This is a genomic window from Leclercia sp. UBA1284 (genome assembly GCF_002308415.1).
In the GTDB taxonomy this organism is placed as follows: domain Bacteria; phylum Pseudomonadota; class Gammaproteobacteria; order Enterobacterales; family Enterobacteriaceae; genus Enterobacter; species Enterobacter pneumoniae.
The window spans coordinates 346327-368226 of sequence record NZ_DBUS01000009.1 but is presented as its reverse complement, the minus strand read 5'-3'; the positions used below and the strand labels follow the sequence as shown (position 1 = coordinate 368226).

Genomic DNA, 21900 nt, shown 5'->3' with positions numbered 1-21900 from the left:
AATGGCCGCCATATGATAGCAGCCCCCTTCCCGATGCCCAATCTTTTCGCGGCAGCTGAACTCGCCTTCGGCCTGACGAGATAACGGTATACCGGTGGATAGTGCCCGATGCGCTGTTATCTCCCCGCGGCAGGCAATAAAAAAGCCCCGACGCGGTAAACGTCGGGGCTTGTTTGTGTCTCTGTCAGGCTTACTTCACCGGACGCATCGCCGGGAAGAGGATCACGTCACGGATGGTGTGGCTGTCAGTAAACAGCATTACCATACGGTCGATACCAATGCCCAGGCCCGCCGTTGGTGGCAGACCGTGCTCCAGCGCGGTCACGTAGTCTTCGTCAAAGAACATCGCTTCGTCGTCGCCGGCGTCTTTCGCGTTAACCTGATCCTGGAAACGCTGCGCCTGATCTTCGGCATCGTTCAGCTCGCTAAAGCCGTTACCGATTTCGCGGCCACCGATAAAGAATTCGAAGCGGTCAGTGATTTCCGGGTTCTCGTCATTTCGACGCGCCAGCGGAGAAACTTCAGCCGGATATTCAGTGATGAAGGTCGGCTGAATCAGGTGCGCTTCGGCCACTTCTTCGAAGATCTCGGTCACGATACGGCCCAGACCCCAGCTCTTCTCAACCTTGATTCCGATGCTTTCGGCAATGGCTTTCGCCGAGTCGAAGTTATCCAGATCGGCCATATTGGTTTCAGGACGGTATTTCTGAATCGCTTCGCGCATGGTCAGTTTTTCGAACGGCTTACCGAAGTCAAAGACCTCTTCACCGTAAGGCACTTCCGTGGTGCCCAGAATATCCTGCGCCAGGGTACGGAACAGGGATTCGGTCAGCTCGATCAGATCTTTGTAATCTGCGTACGCCATATAGAGTTCCATCATGGTGAACTCTGGGTTATGACGCACGGAGATGCCTTCGTTACGGAAGTTACGGTTGATTTCGAACACGCGGTCGAAACCACCCACCACCAGACGCTTCAGATACAGTTCCGGCGCGATACGCAGGTACATGTCGAGGTCGAGGGCATTGTGATGGGTGATGAACGGACGCGCAGAGGCGCCGCCAGGGATCACCTGCATCATCGGGGTTTCCACTTCCATAAAGTCGCGATTCACCATGAACTGGCGAATACCGGCCATGATCTGAGAGCGAATTTTGAAGGTCTTGCGGGATTCATCGTTAGAGATGAGGTCCAGATAGCGCTGACGATAACGCGCTTCCTGATCCTGCAGGCCGTGGAATTTGTCCGGCAGCGGGCGCAGGGCTTTGGTCAGCAGACGCAGCTCGGTGCAGTGAATAGAGAGCTCGCCGGTCTTGGTTTTGAACAACTTGCCTTTCGCGCCCAGAATATCGCCCAGGTCCCACTTCTTGAACTGCTCGTTGTAAATGCCTTCCGGCAGGTCATCACGAGAAACGTACAGCTGAATACGGCCGCCCACGTCCTGCAGCGTCACAAAGGAGGCTTTACCCATAATACGGCGGGTCATCATGCGGCCAGCAACGGCCACTTCGATGTTCAGCGCTTCCAGCTCTTCGTTCTCTTTACCATCAAAGTCAGCGTGCAGTTGGTCTGAGGTATGGTCACGACGAAAATCGTTCGGGAACGGCACGCCCTGCTCACGCAGCGCAGCCAGCTTCTCACGGCGGGTTTTCAGTTCATTGTTAAGATCGACGACCGCGTCAGCGCCCTGTGCTTGTTGTTCAGACATGTTGGTTCCTCATAACCCTGCTTTCAAACTTGCTTCGATAAATTGGTCCAGGCTGCCATCCAGCACCGCCTGCGTGTTACGGGTTTCAACACCGGTACGCAGATCTTTAATGCGGGAGTCATCAAGGACATAAGAACGAATCTGGCTGCCCCAGCCGATGTCAGATTTGTTATCTTCCATCGCCTGCTTCTCAGCATTTTTCTTTTGCATCTCCAGCTCATAAAGCTTCGCTTTCATCTGCTTCATGGCCTGGTCTTTGTTCTTATGCTGGGAACGGTCATTCTGGCACTGTGTCACCAGCCCGGTTGGGATGTGGGTAATACGCACCGCAGATTCTGTACGGTTAACGTGCTGACCACCCGCGCCGGATGCGCGATAAACGTCGATACGCAGATCCGCCGGGTTGATGTCGATATCAATATCTTCGTCAACTTCCGGGTAAACAAACGCGGAACTGAAGGAGGTATGGCGACGGCCACCGGAGTCGAACGGGCTCTTGCGCACCAGACGGTGCACGCCGGTTTCAGTACGCAGCCAGCCGTAAGCGTAATCGCCGATGATCTTGATAGTCACGGATTTCAGACCCGCCACTTCGCCTTCAGACTCTTCGATGATTTCAGTTTTGAAACCACGCGCTTCCGCCCAGCGCAGGTACATACGAGTCAGCATGCTGGCCCAGTCCTGTGCTTCGGTACCGCCGGAGCCCGCCTGGATATCCAGGTAGCAATCTGCGCTGTCGTATTCGCCAGAGAACATACGACGGAATTCGAGCTGTGCCAGCTTCTCTTCCAGAACGTCGAGCTCGGCTACGGCTTCGTTAAAGGTTTCTTCGTCGTCGGCTTCAACAGCCAGCTCCAGCAGCCCGGAAACATCTTCCAGACCCTGAGACATTTGGTCGAGGGTATCAACAATGGCTTCGAGGGAGGAACGCTCTTTACCCAGCGCCTGTGCGCGTTCAGGTTCGTTCCAGACGTCCGGCTGTTCCAGCTCGGCGTTTACTTCTTCGAGACGCTCTTTCTTGGCATCGTAGTCAAAGATACCCCCTAAGAACGTCAGAGCGCTCCGTGAGGTCCTGAATGCGGTTTTTTACCGGGTTAATTTCAAACATGGTCTGTTTTCTTTTCTGGACTAGTCAAAATGCGGTGATAAGAGCGGGATTGTACCCAATCCACGCCCTTTTTTATAGCGATTACTGCCGTTAAATTGGCCAGATATTGTCGATGATGATCTGCAGGGAGCGGTTGCCACGAAACTCGTTAATATCGAGTTTATAAGCCAACTCCACTTCACGCACGCCGTTGTCCGGCCAGATAGAGGTATCAACATTAAAGGCGATGCCATCCAGCAGCGGACCGCCGCCAACAGGCTCGACCATAACTTTCAGGTGGCGTTCGCCGACAATGCGCTGTTGCAGCAGACGGAAGCGGCCATCGAACAGCGGTTCCGGGAACATCTGCCCCCAGGGCCCTGCATCGCGCAGCATTTGTGCCGTTTCCATGGTCATTTCGGCTGCCGGAAGTTCTCCGTCCGAGACCACCTCACCCTGCAGTAACGCGGGATCCAGCCACTCGGTCACCAGCGCGCCAAACAGCTGCTGGAATTCGTCAAACTTTGCCTCTTCCAGCGACAGGCCCGCCGCCATCGCGTGGCCGCCGAACTTAATCATCAGGTCCGGATGAAGCGTGTGGAGTCGCTCCAGAGCATCGCGCATATGCAGCCCCTGAATGGAGCGGCCGGAACCCTTCAGCGTGCCATCCCCCGCGGGGGCAAAGGCAATGACAGGACGATGAAAACGCTCTTTGATACGCGACGCCAGAATGCCGACGACCCCCTGGTGCCATTCCGGGTGATACATCGCCAGCCCGCCCGGCAGCGTCTCACTGCTGCGCTCCAGTTTCTCGCACAGAGTCAGCGCTTCGGCCTGCATCCCCTGCTCAATCTCTTTGCGGGTCTGGTTCAGCGCATCCAGTTCGTTGGCCAGCATGCGCGCTTCGCCGATGTTGTCGCACAGCAGCAGCGCCACGCCGACAGACATATCATCCAGACGCCCCGCCGCATTCAGCCGCGGCCCCAGGGCAAAGCCCAGATCGCTGGCAGCCAGCTTTAACGGATCGCGCCCGGAGATCTCCAGCAGCGCTTTAATACCCGGCCGGCATTTGCCCGCACGGATGCGGCCTAACCCCTGCCAGGTGAGAATACGGTTGTTAGTATCCAGCGGTACCACGTCTGCCACGGTACCCAGCGCCACCAGATCGAGATATTCAGCGAGGTTAGGTACGGCGATGCCGCGAGATTCAAACCAGCCTTTATCACGCAGCAAGGCACGCAGGGCCAGCATCAGATAAAACGCCACCCCGACACCCGCCAGCGATTTAGACGGGAAGGCGCAGTCGCGCAGATTTGGGTTGATGAGCGCTTCTGCCGCCGGGAGCGTATCGCCGGGGAGGTGATGATCGGTGACCAGCACCGGGATCCCAAGTTCATGCGCGCGATCCACGCCGCTATGAGAGGAGATCCCATTATCCACGGTCATGATCATTTGCGCGCCGCGCGCGTGGGCTTGATCCACCACTTCCGGGCTCAGGCCATAACCATCTTCAAAACGGTTCGGCACCAGGTAGGCCACATTGTCGCAGCCCATTGCCCGCAGGCTCAAGACGCTCAGCGCCGTACTGGTAGCGCCATCGGCGTCAAAATCGCCCACCACCATAATGCGGGTGCCTTCACGAAACGCGTTGTAGAGCATTTCAACGGCTTTATCGATACCGCTCAGTTGCTGCCAGGGAAGCATCCCTTTTACGCTGCGTTCCAGATCGTCAGGTTTTTTTACGCCACGGCTGGCGTACAACCGACGCAACAGGGGCGGCAGATCCGCAGGCAGATCTGCATTTTCATCCACTTCACGTCGGCGGAGCTGTATCGTTGATTTCACGCGAATTATTTACCGCCAAACTGTTTCTGGTGTGCATCAAGGAAGGCTTTCATCTCTTTCGGCCCCTGATAACCCGGCACTACGTAGCCGTTATTCAGCACAATGGCCGGGGTGCCGGTCACACCGAACTGAACGCCCAGCGCATAGTGATTCGCGATATCGATATCGCAAGAGGCCGGCTGAATGCCTTTGCCGCTCATGGCGTCATCAAAGGCTTTGTTGCGATCTTTCGCACACCAGATGGCTTTCATATCCTGTTCTGGCTGGCTCTGGACGCCCGCGCGCGGGAAGGCCAGATAACGCACGGTGATCCCCAGCGCGTTGTAGTCTTTCATCTCTTCATGCAGCTTGTGGCAGTAGCCGCAGGTGATGTCGGTGAAGACGGTGATAACATGTTTTTCCTGCGGCGCTTTGTAGATGATCATCTCTTTTTCCAGCGCATTCAGGTTTTTCATCAGCATCTGGTTGGTGATATTCACCGGCTGCGCGCCGCTCACATCGTACAGCGGCCCCTGAAGGAAATGTTTGCCATCTTCGGTGACGTACAGCACGCCGCCGCTGGTCATGACGGTTTTCATTCCGGCAATGGGCGCAGGCTGAATGTCGCTGCTGGTGACGCCAAGCTTAGCCAGCGACTGTTTAATCGCTGCATCATCTGCATGTGCCAAACCCGATAACGAAGCTGCCAGCAGAGTGAACAGCGCTAAAGACTTTTTCATAATCCTTCCTTAAACAATTCGGCACTCACGCGCGTGGGTGGTGCTGTTGATGTAGCTGCCGCAAGCGTTCCGTGGCGACGTGCGTATAGATTTGCGTCGTGGAAAGATCGCTATGACCAAGCAACATCTGCACCACGCGCAAATCGGCCCCGTGGTTTAACAGATGCGTTGCAAAGGCGTGACGCAGAACGTGCGGTGACAGTTTTTCACTGTCGATGCCTGCCAGTGTGGCGTAATGTTTGATGCGATGCCAGAAGGTTTGCCGCGTCATTTGCTGGGCGCGCTGGCTGGGAAACAGCACATCGTTAGAGACGCCGTTCAGCAGCCAGGGGCGACCGTGCTCAAGCCAGTTTTCCAGCCAGTACACCGCCTCTTCGCCCAGCGGAACCAGACGCTCTTTATTCCCTTTACCGATCACCCGCACTACACCCTGACGCAGGCTGATATCGCTCATCGTCAGCCCGACCAGCTCAGAGACGCGCAGACCTGTCGCATACAACACTTCAAGCATCGCTTTATCGCGTAACTCCAGCGGCTGGTCAACAACGGGTGCCTGTAATAATCGCTCAACTTGCGCTTCGCTCAGATCTTTGGGCAGGCGTTGGGGCAGCTTAGGCGACGCCAGCGAGGCGCTGGGATCGTCCGGGCGAATTTTCTCGCGATAAAGATATTGAAACAGCCGACGCACAGCGCTGAGCAGCCGCGCGGAGCTGGTAGCTTTGTATCCCCCCTCCACGCGCTCGGCAAGCAGGGCCTGCAAATCGTCGCTTTGCGCAGTCGCCAGTTCGCGATCGTGATGATGCAGCCACGCCGCCAGCATCGTCAAATCGCGCCGATAAGCACTGAGGGTATTTTCAGCCAGATTCTTCTCAAGCCAGAGCGCGTCGAGAAATTGTTCGATGAGTGCGAGATCCTTTTCCACTTCCGCCCCTTTAGTTCTGCTGTCGGTGCATTATGCCTGAAGGCGTATCGTTTCTGGTACACTAGTTCGCAACGTCAAAGCAAGTATTGAGACATTTTAGCGATGAATATTGGTCTGTTTTATGGTTCCAGCACCTGCTATACCGAAATGGCTGCTGAAAAAATTCGCGACATTATCGGCCCTGAGCTGGTCACCCTCCATAACCTCAAAGACGATGCGCCGGCCCTTATGGAGCAGTACGACGTGCTGATCCTCGGCATTCCAACCTGGGACTTTGGCGAACTGCAGGAGGACTGGGAAACGGTGTGGGATCAGCTGGACTCTCTGAACCTGGACGGCAAAATTATTGCGATGTACGGCATGGGCGACCAGCTGGGTTACGGCGAATGGTTCCTGGATGCGCTGGGCATGCTGCACGATAAACTCGCGCCAAAAGGGGTGACCTTTATCGGCTACTGGCCGACGGAAGGCTACGAGTTTACCAGTAAGAAACCTATCACCGCAGAAGGGCAGCTGTTTGTCGGTCTGGCCCTTGATGAAACCAACCAGTACGACCTAAGCGAAGAGCGGCTGCAAAACTGGTGCGAGCAGATCCTCGGCGAAATGGCAGAGCAGTTTAGCTAAATCGCTACCGTCCTTGCGTCGGCTGTTGCTGAGCAATCATCCGACGCAGGTCTCGCCACTCGCCTTCATCCATGCTATCCGCCGATACCCATAAATGGTGGCAGCGCTGCTCTTCGCTTGCACGCAGACGCAGCATCATGCCGGCGTTAATCATCCACGGCGAGCCGACGATCTCCCACTCTTTCCCCTGCCAGCGCAGGCGGGAATCCATAAACAGTTTGATTTCACCCTGACGGGCGTTGATACGCCGCTGGCTTCGAACGCTGTCAAAGACCACCAACGAGAGAAGTAGCAGCCAGAGCGGGGTATAGCTCAGCGGCCATGGCATTAACAGAATGGCGGCCGCAACCAACCCGTGGAGTAAAAGAGACATCCACTGTGAGCGCCACGAGACGCGTAAATCAGATTGCCACAGGACCACGTTCCCGATTCCGTGTTTGAATTAAAAGCACCATCCGTTGCAGCTCGCTGTCGGCTGGTTCGCCATGATTCATCAGCCAGTTGAATAAATCTGGATCGTCACACTCCAGCAGGCGGATAAACAGCTGTTTGTCTTCATCGCTCAGGCTGTCGTATTCATGTTCGAAGAACGGCATGATGGAGATGTCGAGTTCACGCATACCGCGACGGCATGCCCAGTGAATGCGGGCTTTATTATTAATATCCATGTCATTTTTCCTGCATAACGTTGGGTTCAGACACTGCTCCACGCCAGAGTTTTCCCTGCGTGAGGCAAAATCTAGTGTAACGTGTTTTCTGTCGATTCTTTACTGGAATATTACGCATAGGAAGAGGCTGCGCAGAAAACAGAGGCAAAACTGAAGCGGCTCGCACGCTCTTGCGTAACCTTTCGCAGAACGCGTTGAAGGCACGAATAGCCTGTTGAAACCGCTTGCATTGACTACAGTCTCTTTTACCATTAGGCATCAATAAAGCGTTAAGCAAATCAGGACATCACTATGGCATTTACCCCTTTCTCTCCGCGCCAGCCTGTCGCCTCTGCGCGTCTGCCGCTGACGCTGATCACCCTCGATGACTGGGCGCTGGTTTCCGTTACCGGCCCGGATAGCGAAAAATATCTGCAGGGCCAGGTGACTGCGGATGTGGGTCAACTGACGGAGCACCAGCATCTGCTTGCGGCTCACTGCGATGCAAAAGGTAAAATGTGGAGTAACCTGCGCCTGTTCCGTCGCGGCGAGGGCTTTGCTTTTATCGAGCGCCGCAACCTGCGCGATGCTCAGCTGACTGAGCTAAAAAAATACGCGGTCTTCTCCAAAGTTACTTTTTCGCCGGACGACGAGGTCGTACTGCTGGGCGTAGCCGGCTTCCAGGCGCGTGCTGCCCTGACGAATCAGTTTGCAGAGCTGCCGGATGCCAGCAAACCGCTGACCACCGATGGCGTTACGTCTATTTTATGGTTTGAACACCCGGCAGAACGCTTCCTGCTGGTCACCGACGTCGCCACGGCCGAGCGCCTGACCGAAGCGCTGCGCGGCGAAGCGCAGCTGAACGGCAGCCAGCAGTGGCTGGCGTTGAACATTGAAGCCGGTGTGCCCGTCATCGATAGCGCCAACAGTGGGCAATTTATTCCGCAGGCCACGAATTTGCAGGCGCTGGGTGGCATCAGCTTCAAAAAAGGGTGCTATACCGGCCAGGAGATGGTGGCGCGGGCGAAGTTCCGTGGCGCGAATAAACGCGCGCTCTGGTATCTGGCGGGCACCGCCAGCCGCGTTCCGGAAGCCGGCGAAGACCTTGAAATGAAGATGGGTGATAACTGGCGCCGCACTGGTACAGTTCTGGCCGCCGTTCAGCTTGATGATGGCCGCCTGCTGGTGCAGGTCGTGATGAATAACGATATGGAGCCAGACAGCGTGTTCCGTGTACGTGATGACGCCAACACATTAAGCATCGAACCGCTGCCTTACTCTCTGGAAGAGTAATAGTTTCTGCCAGACGGCGAGTAAAAAAAACGGTAACCCGAAGGTTACCGTTTTTTGTTATGAGAGCGAGCGCGCCGCACTGCGGTTACACCTGCCCCACATATAAATAAATCGCCAGGAAGTGACAGACACTTCCCCCCAGCACGAAGCCGTGCCAGATAGCGTGGTTGTAAGGGATGCGTTTGCAGACGTAGAAAATAACCCCTAGCGAATAGATTACGCCCCCTACCGCAAGCAAGGTCACGCCGCCTGCCGACAGTTTCACCGCCAGCTGATAGACCACAATCAGCGACAGCCAGCCCATGGTCAGATAGGTGACCAGTGACAGAACTTTGAAGCGGTGAGCGATGGTCAGTTTAAACAGGATGCCCAGCAGCGCCAGACTCCAGATAACAATCATTAACCCACGCGCAAGCGGAGAACCCAGCCCCACCAGCAGGAAAGGTGTATAGGTGCCGGCAATCAACAGATAGATGGCGCAGTGGTCGAATTTCTTCAGCCAGATCTTGGCTCGCTGGTGTGGAATAGCGTGATAAAGCGTGGAGGCCAGAAACAGCAAAATCATGCTTCCGCCGTATAAACTGTAGCTGGTGATAGCCATCGCACTGGCGTTAGCATCCACCGCCTGCACCAGCAGCAACACCAGACCGACAATACCAAAGACGAGGCCGATGCCGTGGCTGATGCTGTTGGCTATCTCCTCAGCCAGTGAATATCCCTGTGCGAGTAATGGTTTATTAACCATAGAGGTCTCCAGGAGAACATAAAAAAATAACGTATCGCCAGACTATGCTAACTGAGAATGATTCCAGTGAACACCTGTTAGCTAAAATAAAGTCTGATTTTCAGATAAGTTATATTTATCATATTGTTACATATAAACCTCACCGCACAGCTGTTCACTCTACTTTAAAGACATTCAAATTCAATGAGATAAAACTGCGTCTGCCCGGGATAGATGTCGGTGATGACCTGCTTTAGCTCAGACAAGTTCATGTTTTCTTGTCGGGCATGTTGTTCATCAAGCGTATCCAGCGTCACGGTCGCGGTGCCGGTCACCTTGATGGTGCAGAAATAGCCATCATCTTCATAGCGGCCAACGCGCAAAATATCACCTGTTTTAAAATGCGACTCGCTTTTATCGCGAAGGGTAATGGTCTTACGCCCGGCCAGAATGTCATCCTGAAAGCGTTGAAAAAAAGTGATGTCGTTTGGCTGCATGGTATGATTCCTTAACGATGACGTCTGCGATGAGAGTTTTGCCACAGTGAGTATGTTCACCCACGCCGCGATTGCCAGTCTCAATAATCTGGAGATGATGGTCTACAACTTTGTCATCAAAAACCGCGACAAAGTCATGTATATGACCATTCGCGAGCTGGCAGATGCCGCGGGCGTGTCCACGACCACCGTGCTGCGTTTTTGCCGCAAGCTTAACTGTGAAGGTTATTCTGAATTTCGGGTACGCTTTAAACTCTATTTAGAGCAGAACGAACCTCAACAAGCTAATTTTGGCGCCAGCGAAATTATCAGCTTCTTTAAAGGTGTCAATAACGAAGAGTTTGATGCCCTGCTCGACAAGGCTGTAGATATTATTTTATCTTCGGAACGAATTATATTTGTCGGCGCGGGCACCTCTGGCTCCCTGGCAAAATATGGCGCACGCTTTTTCTCAAATATCGGAAAATTCAGCAACCATATCGACGATCCTTATTTCCCCGTCACTAACGATATGGCTAAAAACGCTCTGGCTATTGTCCTCTCTGTCTCGGGCGAAACCGAAGAGATCCTGCGCTTCGCCAGCCAGTTCAGCCTGCATCACTGCAAGGTACTCTCCATTACCAGTCACGAGCACTCTCGCCTGGCGAAGCTGGCCGACTTTAATCTCTCCTGGCATGTGCCTCAAACGCGCATCGGCGGCGTCTACGATATTACCACTCAGATCCCGGTGATTTATATTCTGGAATCTTTAGGCCGTAAACTGGCGAAGAAACTGACAGAATAAAACATCCTGTTTTTTTGATGTAACAAATCACATTTAGCGCGAATTGTTATATCGTGACTTTTAATTCCCCTTTGTTAGACTCGAAAACAGAACGTAATTAACGAGATTAGCAAAGATGAAAAAACTCACCTTACCAAAAGACTTTTTATGGGGCGGCGCGGTTGCGGCGCATCAGGTCGAAGGCGGCTGGAACAAAGGCGGCAAAGGGCCGAGCATTTGTGACGTGCTGACCGGCGGTGCCCATGGCGTACCGCGTGAAATCACCCAGCAAGTGGTGCCGGGGAAATACTATCCGAACCATGAGGCGGTCGATTTTTACGGCCACTATAAAGAAGACATTAAGCTGTTTGCCGAAATGGGTTTCAAATGTTTCCGCACCTCCATCGCCTGGACCCGTATCTTCCCGAAAGGGGATGAAACCCAGCCAAACGAAGAAGGGCTGAAGTTCTACGATGAGATGTTCGATGAGATGCTGAAGTACAACATCGAGCCGGTGATCACCCTCTCCCACTTCGAAATGCCGCTGCATCTGGTGCAGGAATACGGCGGCTGGACCAACCGTAAAGTGGTCGATTTCTTTGTGCGCTTCTCTGAAGTGGTCTTCGAGCGCTACAAAAATAAGGTCAAATACTGGATGACCTTTAACGAAATCAACAACCAGCGAAACTGGCGTGCGCCGCTGTTTGGCTACTGCTGCTCCGGCGTGGTCTATACCGAGCATGCTAATCCGGAAGAGACCATGTACCAGGTGCTGCATCACCAGTTCGTGGCCAGCGCCCTGGCGGTGAAGGCCGCGCGTCGCATTAACCCGGAGATGAAAGTCGGCTGCATGCTGGCGATGGTGGCGCTCTATCCGTTCTCCTGCAAGCCAGAAGACGTGATGTATGCCCAGGAATCCATGCGCGAGCGTTATGTCTTTACCGATGTTCAGCTGCGCGGCTACTACCCGTCTTACGTGCTGAACGAGTGGGAACGTCGCGGCTTCTCTATCAATATGGAAGCGGGCGACGAGCAGATCCTGCGCGAAGGCACCTGCGACTATTTAGGCTTTAGCTACTACATGACCAACGCCGTGAAGGCAGAGGGCGGTACCGGCGATGCAATTTCCGGCTTCGAAGGTAGCGTGCCGAACCCGCACGTCAAAGCCTCTGACTGGGGGTGGCAGATTGATCCGGTGGGCCTGCGCTACGCGCTCTGCGAGCTGTATGAACGCTATCAGAAACCGCTGTTCATCGTGGAAAACGGGTTCGGCGCCTACGATAAAGTGGAAGAGGACGGCAGCATCAACGATGACTACCGCATCGACTATCTGCGCGCCCACGTTGAAGAGATGATAAAAGCCGTCACCTACGATGGTGTAGATCTGATGGGCTATACCCCGTGGGGCTGCATCGACTGTGTGTCGTTCACCACGGGTCAATACAGCAAGCGTTACGGCTTTATCTATGTGAACAAGCACGACGACGGTACGGGCGACATGTCGCGCTCCCGTAAGAAGAGCTTTGAGTGGTATAAAACCGTCATCGCCAGTAACGGCGAAACGCTTTAAGCCCCACGGGCACATGGCCTCTCCCCTGCGGGGAGAGGTTCTATTTCCCGCCCGCTAATTCAAGAAAACTGCCCGTCACGTACGACGCCTTCTCGCTCAGCAGCCAGACAATCGCCTGTGCCACCTCTTCCGGCTGCCCGCCGCGCTGCATCGGCAACATCGACTTCACCCGATCGACACGCCCCGGCTCACCGCCAGAAGCATGAATATCGGTGTAAATCAGCCCCGGACGCACGCAGTTCACGCGGATCCCCTGCGCTGCCACTTCCAGCGATAAGCCGGTGGTCAGCGAATCCACGGCCCCTTTCGACGCGGCATAATCCACATACTCGCCCGGTGCACCAAGGCGAGAGGCGGCGGAAGAGACGTTCACAATCGCCCCGCCTCTACCCCCGTGGTTGTGCGCCATGCGTTTGACCGCCTCACGGCAGCAGAGGAAATAGCCGGTGACGTTGGTCGCCAGCACCCGATTAATGCGCTCGGCAGAGAGATTCTCAATCGTGCTCTGTTCAAACAGAATGCCGGCATTATTGACCAGGGCGGTGAGCGGTTCTCCTTCACGATCGAGACTTTCAAACATTGCCAGCACCTGCGCTTCATCGCTGATATCGGCGCGCAATGCAAATGCCCTGCCGCCTGCGTCCTGTATGGCATTAATGACCTGCGTGGCGGCGTGGATGTTGTGATGGTAGTTAACCGCCACGGTATAACCTTCACGGGCCAGCTGCAGCGCGGTAGCTTTGCCAATCCCCCGGCTGGCGCCGGTAACCAGTGCGATTGCCATTGTTCACTCCTTAAAAAAAAACCGGGTAGCGCATGCGCTTACCCGGTTTGTTAATCAGTGGGGGGTTACTGGTATTCGCTCATCGGCACGCAAGAGCAGAACAGATTCCGGTCGCCGTAGACATCGTCCAGACGTTTAACCGTCGGCCAGTATTTGTTTGCCACACCCGCCGGGAAGACCGCCAGTTCGCGGGTGTAACCGTGGTTCCACTCCGCCACCAGTTCGTTCTGGGTATGCGGGGCATTTACCAGTGGGTTATCGGTAAGCGTCCACTCACCCGATTTCACGCGGTCAATCTCACTGCGGATCGCCAGCATCGCATCGATAAAGCGGTCCAGCTCGACTTTGCTTTCAGACTCGGTCGGCTCAACCATAAGGGTTCCGGCAACCGGGAAGGACATGGTTGGCGCGTGGAAGCCGTAGTCGATCAGACGTTTAGCAATATCCAGTTCGCTGATGCCGGTCTCTTCTTTCAGCGGACGGATATCCAGAATGCACTCGTGTGCTACGCGGCCATCACGGCCCGTGTAGAGCACCGGATAGGCATCTTTCAGACGCGTCGCAATGTAGTTCGCGTTGAGGATGGCGACCTGGCTTGCCTGCTTCAGCCCTTCGGCACCCATCATGCGGATATACATCCAGCTGATTGGCAGGATAGAAGCGCTGCCAAACGGTGCCGCAGAGACCGCGCCCTGACGGGTCAGCATGCCTTCGATCTGCACCACGCTATGGCCCGGAACAAACGGCGCCAGGTGCGCTTTCACGCCAATCGGCCCCATACCTGGTCCGCCGCCACCGTGTGGGATGCAGAAGGTTTTATGCAGGTTCAGGTGGGAGACGTCCGCGCCGATAAAGCCTGGGGTCGTGATACCCACCTGGGCATTCATGTTTGCGCCATCCAGGTAAACCTGGCCGCCATACTGGTGGACGATTTCGCAGACTTCGCGGATAGTCTCTTCGTACACACCGTGAGTGGACGGGTAAGTGACCATGATGCAGGAGAGCTTGTCACCGGTCTGCTCGGCTTTCGCCCGCAGATCCGCAAGATCAATGTTGCCGTTCTTATCGCAAGCGACCACCACCACTTCCATACCCGCCATCTGAGCAGAGGCTGGGTTGGTGCCGTGCGCGGAGCTTGGGATCAGGCAGATATCGCGATGCCCTTCGTTGCGGCTTTCATGATAGTGACGAATCGCCAGCAGGCCCGCGTATTCCCCCTGTGCGCCGGAGTTCGGCTGCATGCAGAGCGCGTCGTAGCCGGTCAGCTTCACCAGCCAGTCAGAGAGCTGGTTGATCATCTGGTGGTAACCTTCCGCCTGATCTGCCGGGCAGAACGGGTGCAGCTCGGCGAATTCCGGCCAGGTGATCGGGATCATCTCGGCCGCGGCGTTGAGCTTCATGGTGCATGACCCCAGCGGGATCATCGCCTGGTTCAGCGCCAGATCTTTGCGCTCCAGAGAGTGCATATAACGCATCATCTCCGTTTCGCTGTGGTAACGGTTAAAGACCGGATGGGTCAGGATGTCGTCGTTACGCAGCATGCTTTCCTGGATGGAGCGGCTATCGTGCGCCACCTCTTTATCCAGCGTGTCGATGTTCAGGCCATGGTCTGCACCCAGCAGGACATCGAACAGCACCGCAACATCGTCGCGGGTCGTGGTTTCGTTCAGCGTAATACCCACCGCGTTCAGGATGTCGCTGCGCAGGTTAATCTCTGCGGCCTCGGCGCGCGCCAGCACGGCGGCCTTGTCGGCAACCTCGACACACAGGGTGTCGAAGAAGTGGGCGTGACGCAGCTTTTGCCCTTTTTGCTGCAGACCCGTCGCCAAAATATCGGCGAAGCGATGAATGCGGGAAGCAATGCGCTTCAGGCCAACCGGGCCATGGAAGACGGCATACAGGCTGGCGATGTTGGCCAGCAGTACCTGAGAGGTACAGATGTTGGAGTTCGCTTTCTCGCGGCGGATATGCTGCTCGCGCGTCTGCATCGCCATGCGCAGCGCGGTATTACCGGCCGCATCTTTAGAGACGCCGATAATACGGCCCGGCATGGAGCGTTTGAATTCATCTTTTGCGGCAAAGAAGGCCGCGTGCGGGCCACCGTAGCCCATCGGAACGCCAAAGCGCTGGGCAGAGCCGAAGACGATGTCCGCCCCCTGTTTACCCGGCGCCGTGAGCAGTACCAGCGACATAAAATCGGCCGCTACGCTGACCACGATTTTACGGGCTTTCAGCTCAGCAATAAGATCGCTGTAATCGTGGACTTCACCGGTGGTGCCCACCTGCTGCAACAGCACGCCAAAGACATCCTGATGATCCTTCACCTTTTCGGCATCATCCACAATGACATCAAACCCGAAGGTTTCCGCACGGGTACGTACTACGTCCAGAGTTTGCGGATGGATATCGGCCGCGACGAAGAAGCGGTTTGCGCCCTTCAGTTTGCTGACGCGTTTTGCCATTGCCATGGCTTCGGCAGCGGCGGTGGCTTCATCCAGCAGTGAGGCAGAAGCAATATCCAGCCCCGTCAGATCCAGCGTTACCTGCTGGAAGTTCAGCAGCGCTTCCAGACGGCCCTGAGAGACTTCCGGCTGATACGGCGTATAGGCGGTGTACCAGCCCGGATTTTCCAGCATATTGCGCAGAATAACCGGCGGCAGCTGTACCGGGGTGTAGCCCATGCCAATGTAAGACTTAAAGCGCTTGTTAAGGCCGGCAATCGCCTTCAGCTCCGCCAGCGCGGCAAACTCCGTCGTGGCTTCGCCTACCTGCGGCGGTGTGGCAAGCTGGATGTCTTTTGGCACGATCTGGCCGATCAGGGCGTTTAATGAATCTGCGCCAACCGTGTTCAGCATCTCCTGCTGTTGCTGAGCATCCGGCCCGATGTGACGTTCAATAAAGGCGCCACGATTTTCAAGCTGGCTTAAAGTCTGTGTCATGAGCGATGGTTCCTGAAACGTGCAGTGAATGTGTATTCTCCCTCTCCCTGAGGGAGAGGGCTGGGGTGAGGGTGTTGTCTGTTCCCCTCACCCTACCCTCTCCCCAAAGGGAAGAGGGAAAAGGCTTACTCGTCTTCTAACAGTGCTTCGTACGCGGTGGCATCCAGCAGCGCGGCAACTTCCGCTTCATTGCTGGCTTTGATTTTAAAGATCCAGCCGCCCGCGTAAGGCTCGCTGTTTACCAGTTCCGGGGAGTCGCTCAGCGCGTCATTCACGGCAACGATTTCGCCGCCAACCGGCGCGTAGATGTCAGAAGCGGCTTTCACAGACTCTGCCACCGCACAGTCATCGCCTGCGCTAACGGTCGCGCCCACTTCCGGCAGGTCAACAAAGACCATGTCACCCAGCAGCTCTTGCGCATGCTCGGTGATGCCTACCGTGTAAGTGCCGTCCGCCTCTTTGCGCAGCCACTCGTGTTCTTTGCTGTATTTCAGTTCTGCTGGCACATTGCTCATTGAAGTTCTCCTGATAAAAATAATTAGACGACCGGCTTACCGGCGCGAACAAAAATCGGTTTAGTGACGGCAACCGGCATCTCGCGATTGCGGATCTGTACAACGGCAGTTTCACCGATGCCCGCCGGTACGCGTGCCAGCGCAATGCTGTAGCCCAGGGTCGGCGAGAAGGTGCCGCTGGTGATCACCCCTTCGCGATGATTGCCATCGGCATCGGTGAAGCGCACCGGCAGTTCACCGCGCAGCACGCCTTTGTCTTTCATGACCAGGCCAACCAGCTGTTCGGTGCCCTTCTCACGCTGCATCTCCAGCGCTTCGCGACCGATAAAGTCACGGTCAGCCGGTTCCCAGGCAATGGTCCAGCCCATATTCGCAGCCAGCGGAGAGACGCCTTCGTCCATCTCCTGGCCATATAAATTCATACCGGCTTCCAGACGCAGCGTATCGCGCGCCCCCAGGCCTGCCGGTTTCACGCCGGCTTCTACCAGCGCACGCCAGAAATCAGCGGCTTTCTCGTTAGGCATGGCAATTTCATAACCCGCCTCGCCGGTGTAACCGGTGGTGGCAATGAACAGGTCGCCTGCCTGCACGCCAAAGAACGGCTTCATGCCTTCGGTGGCGTTACGCTGCTCATCGCTAAACAGCGTCGCGGCTTTCGCCTGGGCATTCGGCCCCTGAACGGCAATCAGCGACAGATCGTCACGGACGGTGATATCGATGGCGTAAGGTTCGGCGTGTTGGGTAATCCAGGAGAGGTCTTTTTCGCGGGTGGCGGAGTTTACAACGAGGCGGAAGAAATCTTCAGTGAAGTAATAGACGATGAGGTCATCAATCACGCCGCCGGAGGCATTGAGCATGCCGGTATAGAGCGCTTTTCCCGGCGTCTTCAGTTTGGCGACGTCGTTGGCCAGCAGATAACGTAAAAACTCCCGGGTGCGGCTGCCGTGCAGATCGACAATGGTCATGTGGGAAACGTCGAACATGCCGGCATCGGTGCGCACGGCGTGGTGCTCATCAATTTGTGAGCCGTAGTGCAGCGGCATCATCCAGCCATGGAAATCCACCATGCGCGCGCCACATAACGTGTGCTGTTCGTACAAAGGAGTCTGTTGAGCCATCTTTTCCTCGTTGAATAAGCAGGGCTATCTTTGCGTTTCATGCGGTTTTATCCCCACGAAACCCGGCATCGGCACCACTCCTGGATGTCGACGCAAACGTTCTCTTTGACCTGAACTTACCACCGAAAACGGCAGCAAACCATAAGCGAAAATGGGCCATCACATTAGCTTATGACCAAAAAGGTGCCGAAAGCCTACAGAGTTATTCACTAGAATTATGCGATACAGGCCGCACAAATCCAGCATCACACCCGCCGCATTCTGTTAAAAATGATATTTAATCTGGAAAAACGGGATGATTTTCCGCAACATAAAAATCACCACATTAGTTTTATTAATGCGAAAAAGCGGGTGAAATTAGATTATTTCAAACGAGGAGAAACACCCGGCCAGCAGGCCGGGAAAGGAAAGTGTGACGGGGGTCTTATTTAGCGCAGCCAGTCCGGCAGGTCGTTCAGACCCATTGCCTGGCGTAAAAGTTGGGGTTTCACGCCCGGAAGGGTATCGGCCAGCATCAGGCCCAGGTCGCGCAGCAATTTTTTGGCCGGGTTAGCACCGGCAAAGAGCTCGCGAAAACCCTGCATCCCTGCCAGCATCATGGCGGCGCTATGTTTGCGGCTGCGCTCATAGCGGCGCAGATAGAGATGCTGGCCAATGTCTTTGCCCTGCTGATGCAGACGACGCAATTCAGCAACCAGCTCCGCGGCATCCATAAAGCCGAGGTTGACCCCCTGCCCGGCCAGCGGATGAATGGTGTGGGCAGCATCCCCCACCAGCGCCAGACGATGCGCGGCAAACTGGCGGGCATAACGCCCCGTCAGCGGGAAGACAACACGTTCGCTTTCGACGCTGCAGAGCCCCAGGCGGTTATCAAACGCCACGCAAAGCGCCTGGTTAAAGGCCTCTGGTGTAGCATCGCGCATGGCCTGTGCCGCATCGGGAGAGAGCGACCAGACGATCGAACAGAGATGAGGATCGCTGAGCGGTAAAAAGGCCAGAATGCCGTCATTGTGGAAAATCTGCCGCGCCACGGCCTGATGCGGCTCTGCGGTGCGGATTGTCGCTACCAGCGCATGGTGATGGTAGTCCCACCAGGTCAGGGGGATATCGGCTTTGTTACGCAGCCAGGAGTTGGCGCCATCGGCCCCCACCATCAGGCGTGCCGTGAGCATGTCGCCGCTTTGCAGGGTGAGAAACGCCTCATTTTCTCCCCAGGCTACCTGCTGGATTTGCGCCGGCGCCAGCAGCGTGACATCGCTGCACTGTTCAGCTTTTTGCCACAGCGCCTGGTGAATCACTGCATTTTCAACAATGTGGCCGAGATGGCTATAGCCCAGGCTCTCGTCATCAAAGGCAATGTGACCGAAGCTGTCTTTCTCCCACACTTCCATACCGTGATAGCAACTGGCGCGGCGCGCAACGATATCAGACCAGACGCCAAGGCGGGTAAGCAGCTTTTCGCTGGCGGCATTGATGGCCGACACGCGCAATTCGGGTGCCGCATCGGCGGCTATGGGCTGAGGCGGCTGCTGTTCGAGTACCGCCACGCGCAGGCCGCTACCCTGTAAGCCACAGGCTAACGCCAGCCCAACCATCCCACCACCGACAATGGCAACATCAACATTCTGCACTTGTTAACTCCTTAGCGAGCGACCCAACCGAGAGTCCTCTGCGCCAGCACGTCGCGTGCCGGAATGAATAATTCCATCGCCATCAGCCCTAAGTTGCGCCCCACAACCAGCGGGGCCCAGCGGTTAGCGAACAGATGCACCAGCCCATCGGTGACGCCGATGGTCGCCTCTTTATCGCGCTGACGACGGTGTTGATATTGGCATAACAGGGGATACGCCCCGCAATCTTCTTGTCCGAAAAATGCCTGCGCCAGCGTTTCGGCGAGGGTCATCACGTCGCGCAGCCCCAGATTAAAGCCCTGCCCGGCAATCGGGTGCAGGGTCTGGGCGGCGTTACCCACCAGTGCTACGCGATGGGAAATAGCCTGACTGGCGGTGGTGAGCGCCAGCGGATAATGTGCGCGCTGCCCAACATGGGTAATGCGCCCTAACCGCCAGCCGAAAGCCTGTTGTAATTCGTTGCGAAAACGTTCGTCAGACCAGCCTTTGATCTCGTCCGCTTTCTCCAGCGGATGGCTCCAGACCAGCGAACTGCGCCCCTCAGACATGGGCAGCATCGCCAGAGGGCCGTATTCGGTGAAACGTTCAAAGGCACGGCCCTGATGCGCCACGGCAGTGGCAACGTTGGCGATAACCGCCAACTGGTGATAAGGCTGCTGCTGCCACTGGATACCACACTGCTGGCCCAGCGCTGAACGCGAGCCATCGGCGGCCACCAGCAACTCACCCGTGAGAGAGCTGCCATCATCAAGCGTCACGCTGACCTGATCTTCACTACGCGTGAAATGGGTAACACGTGCCGGACAATGCAGCGTCACGCCCGGCGCCTCTTTTAACAGACGGAAAAGCCGCAACCCCACATCATGGAGCTCGACTACCTGTCCAAGGGCATCGATAAGATAATCCTGCGCTTCAAGGGTGACGAACCCGGCGTGGCCGCGATCGCTCACGTGCACGGTCTTGATCGCCGTCGCGCAGTCGGCAATCGCCTGCCAGATACCGATGCGGGCAAGGTGCTGACAGGTACCCTGCGCGATAGCGATAGCACGGGCATCGAAACCCGGATGGTCGTTACGCTGTGGTGCGACGGCTTCAATAAGATGGACGGGTAATTGCCCCCGGGTAAGCCGGGAGATCGCTAGCGCCAGCGTCGCGCCGGTCATGCCGCCGCCTACGATGATGACGCTCATGCGCGCGCCGCCGCCATCAACGCTTCGATATCGTCGGCTTTTTTCACCACCGTCGCCGTCAGGTTTTCATTACCGGTTTCGGTAATCACAATATCGTCTTCAATACGAATACCGATGCCGCGATATTGCGCCGGGACATCGGCATCCGGGGCAATGTACAGACCGGGCTCCACGGTGAGCACCATTCCCGGCTCCAGCATGCGGGAGCGGTCCGGGCCATAGAAACCGACATCGTGGACATCCAGCCCCAGCCAGTGACTAAGTCCGTGCATAAAGAAGGCGCGATGTGCGTTCTCTGCAATGAGCTGTTCCACGTCACCTTTGAGGATTTCGAGATTGACCAGCCCGGTGACCATAATACGCACCACTTCACCGGTCACCTCCTGAATGGTGGTGCCAGGGCGGAAGAGGGTCAGCGCCGTCTCCAGCGAATCGAGGACAATATCGTATATGGCACGCTGGGCAGGGGTGAACTTACCGTTAACCGGGAAGGTACGGGTAATGTCTCCCGCATAGCCTTTATACTCACACCCTGCATCGATCAGCACCAGATCCCCATCGCGAAGTTCGGATTCGTTTTCAGTGTAATGCAGAATGCAGCCGTTTTCGCCGCCGCCAACGATAGTGTTGTAAGAGGGGAAACGCGCGCCGTGGCGGGTAAACTCGTGCAGAATTTCCCCCTCCAGCTGATATTCAAACATCCCGGGGCGGCAGCGTTCCATGGCGCGGGTATGCGCCAGGGCGCTGATCTCACCGGCGCGACGCATTACCTCCAGCTCCTCGGGCGATTTAAACAGGCGCATCTCATGCACGACAGGGCGCCAGTCAGTCACAGATGCTGGTGCCTTCAGGTTCTGCCGTGAGCCTTTGCGCAGCGTATCGAGCGCAGTAAATACAATCTCATCGGCATACGCATACTCACCCTGGGCGTGGTAGACCTCGTCCAGGCCATTGAGCAGTTGCGCGAGCTGTTCATTGATCTCACTGAAGGCCAGCGCACGGTCTACGCCCAGTTTTTCTGGTGCCGCCTCCTGCCCCAGCCGACGGCCAAACCAGATCTCGGCCGTCAGGTCGCGTACCCGGTTAAACAACACGCTGTGGTTATGGGTGTCATCGCTCTTAATCAGCACCAGCACGGCTTCGGGCTCGTTAAAGCCGGTGAAGTACCAAAAATCGCTGCTCTGGCGATAGGGGTACTCGCTGTCGTTGCTGCGTGTGGCTTCCGGTGCGGCGAAAATAAGCGCGGCGCTGCCTGGCTTCATGGTCGCCAACAGCGCCTGACGGCGGCGAAGATACTCTTGCTGAGTCATGACACCCTCCAGTG

At 56.1% G+C, this 21900-nt stretch carries 20 protein-coding genes; 4 read left to right on the top strand and 16 right to left on the bottom strand.

Translation table 11 applies throughout. From position 1 onward, the window contains the following. Positions 1-190: 190 nt before the first annotated feature. The 5 genes from lysS to xerD form a co-directional block, all read right to left on the bottom strand. A complete protein-coding gene (gene lysS / locus B3511_RS20350; protein WP_212476465.1) occupies positions 191-1708 on the bottom strand; it encodes a lysine--tRNA ligase in 1518 nt (505 codons plus the stop codon). Positions 1709-1717: 9 nt separating this feature from the next. Further along, positions 1718-2816 (bottom strand): peptide chain release factor 2 gene (prfB, locus tag B3511_RS20345; RefSeq protein WP_154298971.1). Its coding sequence is split into 2 segments (ribosomal slippage): positions 1718-2740 and positions 2742-2816, totalling 1098 coding nucleotides; the frame shifts between segments, so codons are not numbered across the junction. A gap of 90 nt (positions 2817-2906) precedes the next feature. After that, positions 2907-4640 carry a single-stranded-DNA-specific exonuclease RecJ gene (gene recJ / locus B3511_RS20340; protein WP_040074148.1) on the bottom strand — a complete coding sequence of 578 codons (1734 nt, stop codon included), beginning with the start codon at positions 4638-4640 and terminating at the stop codon, positions 2907-2909. Positions 4641-4645: 5 nt separating this feature from the next. After that, positions 4646-5359, bottom strand: a complete 714-nt coding sequence (gene dsbC, locus B3511_RS20335) for a bifunctional protein-disulfide isomerase/oxidoreductase DsbC (protein WP_040074147.1) — start codon at positions 5357-5359, stop codon at positions 4646-4648. A gap of 25 nt (positions 5360-5384) precedes the next feature. After that, positions 5385-6281 carry a site-specific tyrosine recombinase XerD gene (xerD, locus tag B3511_RS20330; protein ID WP_040074146.1) on the bottom strand — a complete coding sequence of 299 codons (897 nt, stop codon included), beginning with the start codon at positions 6279-6281 and terminating at the stop codon, positions 5385-5387. Between the two features lie 102 nt (positions 6282-6383). On the opposite strand from xerD, the gene fldB reads away from it, so the two are divergent. After that, positions 6384-6905, top strand: coding sequence for a flavodoxin FldB (gene fldB, locus B3511_RS20325; protein WP_286791444.1), 522 nt, complete (start codon positions 6384-6386; stop codon positions 6903-6905). A gap of 4 nt (positions 6906-6909) precedes the next feature. Here fldB and B3511_RS20320 read toward each other — a convergent pair whose 3' ends face one another. Beyond that, entirely contained in the window at positions 6910-7326 is a 417-nt protein-coding gene (locus tag B3511_RS20320; RefSeq protein ID WP_046887112.1) for a protein YgfX, read from the bottom strand. After that, positions 7307-7573, bottom strand: a complete 267-nt coding sequence (gene sdhE / locus B3511_RS20315; protein WP_040074142.1) for an FAD assembly factor SdhE — start codon at positions 7571-7573, stop codon at positions 7307-7309. The genes B3511_RS20320 and sdhE overlap by 20 nt, the downstream gene beginning before the upstream one ends. 291 nt (positions 7574-7864) lie before the next feature. Between sdhE and ygfZ the strand changes: the two genes are divergently transcribed. Then, the gene (ygfZ, locus tag B3511_RS20310) at positions 7865-8845 is read left to right on the top strand and encodes a tRNA-modifying protein YgfZ (RefSeq protein ID WP_207292359.1); all 981 of its coding nucleotides are present in this window, start codon (positions 7865-7867) and stop codon (positions 8843-8845) included. Between the two features lie 85 nt (positions 8846-8930). Here the strand turns inward: ygfZ and trhA are convergent, their stop codons facing one another. Then, positions 8931-9590 (bottom strand): PAQR family membrane homeostasis protein TrhA, encoded by a 660-nt coding sequence (trhA, locus tag B3511_RS20305; RefSeq protein ID WP_040074140.1) that lies wholly within the window; start codon positions 9588-9590, stop codon positions 8931-8933. Positions 9591-9754: 164 nt separating this feature from the next. Next, positions 9755-10066 carry a N(4)-acetylcytidine aminohydrolase gene (gene yqfB, locus B3511_RS20300; RefSeq protein WP_286791443.1) on the bottom strand — a complete coding sequence of 104 codons (312 nt, stop codon included), beginning with the start codon at positions 10064-10066 and terminating at the stop codon, positions 9755-9757. 52 nt (positions 10067-10118) lie between these two features. On the opposite strand from yqfB, the gene B3511_RS20295 reads away from it, so the two are divergent. Together B3511_RS20295 and B3511_RS20290 are read left to right on the top strand one after the other, a co-directional pair. After that, the gene (locus B3511_RS20295; RefSeq protein ID WP_286791484.1) at positions 10119-10850 is read left to right on the top strand and encodes a MurR/RpiR family transcriptional regulator; all 732 of its coding nucleotides are present in this window, start codon (positions 10119-10121) and stop codon (positions 10848-10850) included. Positions 10851-10965: 115 nt separating this feature from the next. Next, positions 10966-12399 carry a 6-phospho-beta-glucosidase gene (locus tag B3511_RS20290; protein ID WP_207292360.1) on the top strand — a complete coding sequence of 478 codons (1434 nt, stop codon included), beginning with the start codon at positions 10966-10968 and terminating at the stop codon, positions 12397-12399. A 40-nt stretch (positions 12400-12439) separates the two neighbouring features. Here the strand turns inward: B3511_RS20290 and B3511_RS20285 are convergent, their stop codons facing one another. The 7 genes from B3511_RS20285 to pepP form a co-directional block, all read right to left on the bottom strand. Continuing rightward, positions 12440-13183 (bottom strand): SDR family oxidoreductase, encoded by a 744-nt coding sequence (locus B3511_RS20285; protein WP_286791442.1) that lies wholly within the window; start codon positions 13181-13183, stop codon positions 12440-12442. A gap of 65 nt (positions 13184-13248) precedes the next feature. Further along, complete coding sequence (gcvP, locus tag B3511_RS20280) at positions 13249-16122, bottom strand: aminomethyl-transferring glycine dehydrogenase (protein WP_286791441.1); 2874 nt, start codon at positions 16120-16122, stop codon at positions 13249-13251. A 125-nt stretch (positions 16123-16247) separates the two neighbouring features. Continuing rightward, positions 16248-16637, bottom strand: coding sequence for a glycine cleavage system protein GcvH (gene gcvH, locus B3511_RS20275; protein WP_286791440.1), 390 nt, complete (start codon positions 16635-16637; stop codon positions 16248-16250). 23 nt (positions 16638-16660) lie between these two features. After that, on the bottom strand, positions 16661-17755 hold the full coding sequence (gene gcvT, locus B3511_RS20270; protein WP_207292362.1) for a glycine cleavage system aminomethyltransferase GcvT: 1095 nt from the start codon (positions 17753-17755) through the stop codon (positions 16661-16663). Between the two features lie 428 nt (positions 17756-18183). Beyond that, positions 18184-19386 carry an FAD-dependent 2-octaprenylphenol hydroxylase gene (gene ubiI, locus B3511_RS20265; RefSeq protein ID WP_286791439.1) on the bottom strand — a complete coding sequence of 401 codons (1203 nt, stop codon included), beginning with the start codon at positions 19384-19386 and terminating at the stop codon, positions 18184-18186. Positions 19387-19397: 11 nt separating this feature from the next. After that, positions 19398-20576, bottom strand: a complete 1179-nt coding sequence (gene ubiH, locus B3511_RS20260; protein WP_286791438.1) for a 2-octaprenyl-6-methoxyphenyl hydroxylase — start codon at positions 20574-20576, stop codon at positions 19398-19400. Further along, positions 20573-21886: a Xaa-Pro aminopeptidase gene (gene pepP / locus B3511_RS20255; RefSeq protein ID WP_286791436.1), complete on the bottom strand. Its 1314-nt coding sequence runs from the start codon at positions 21884-21886 to the stop codon at positions 20573-20575. Before pepP ends, ubiH begins: the two co-directional genes overlap by 4 nt. Between the last annotated feature and the right edge of the window lie 14 nt (positions 21887-21900).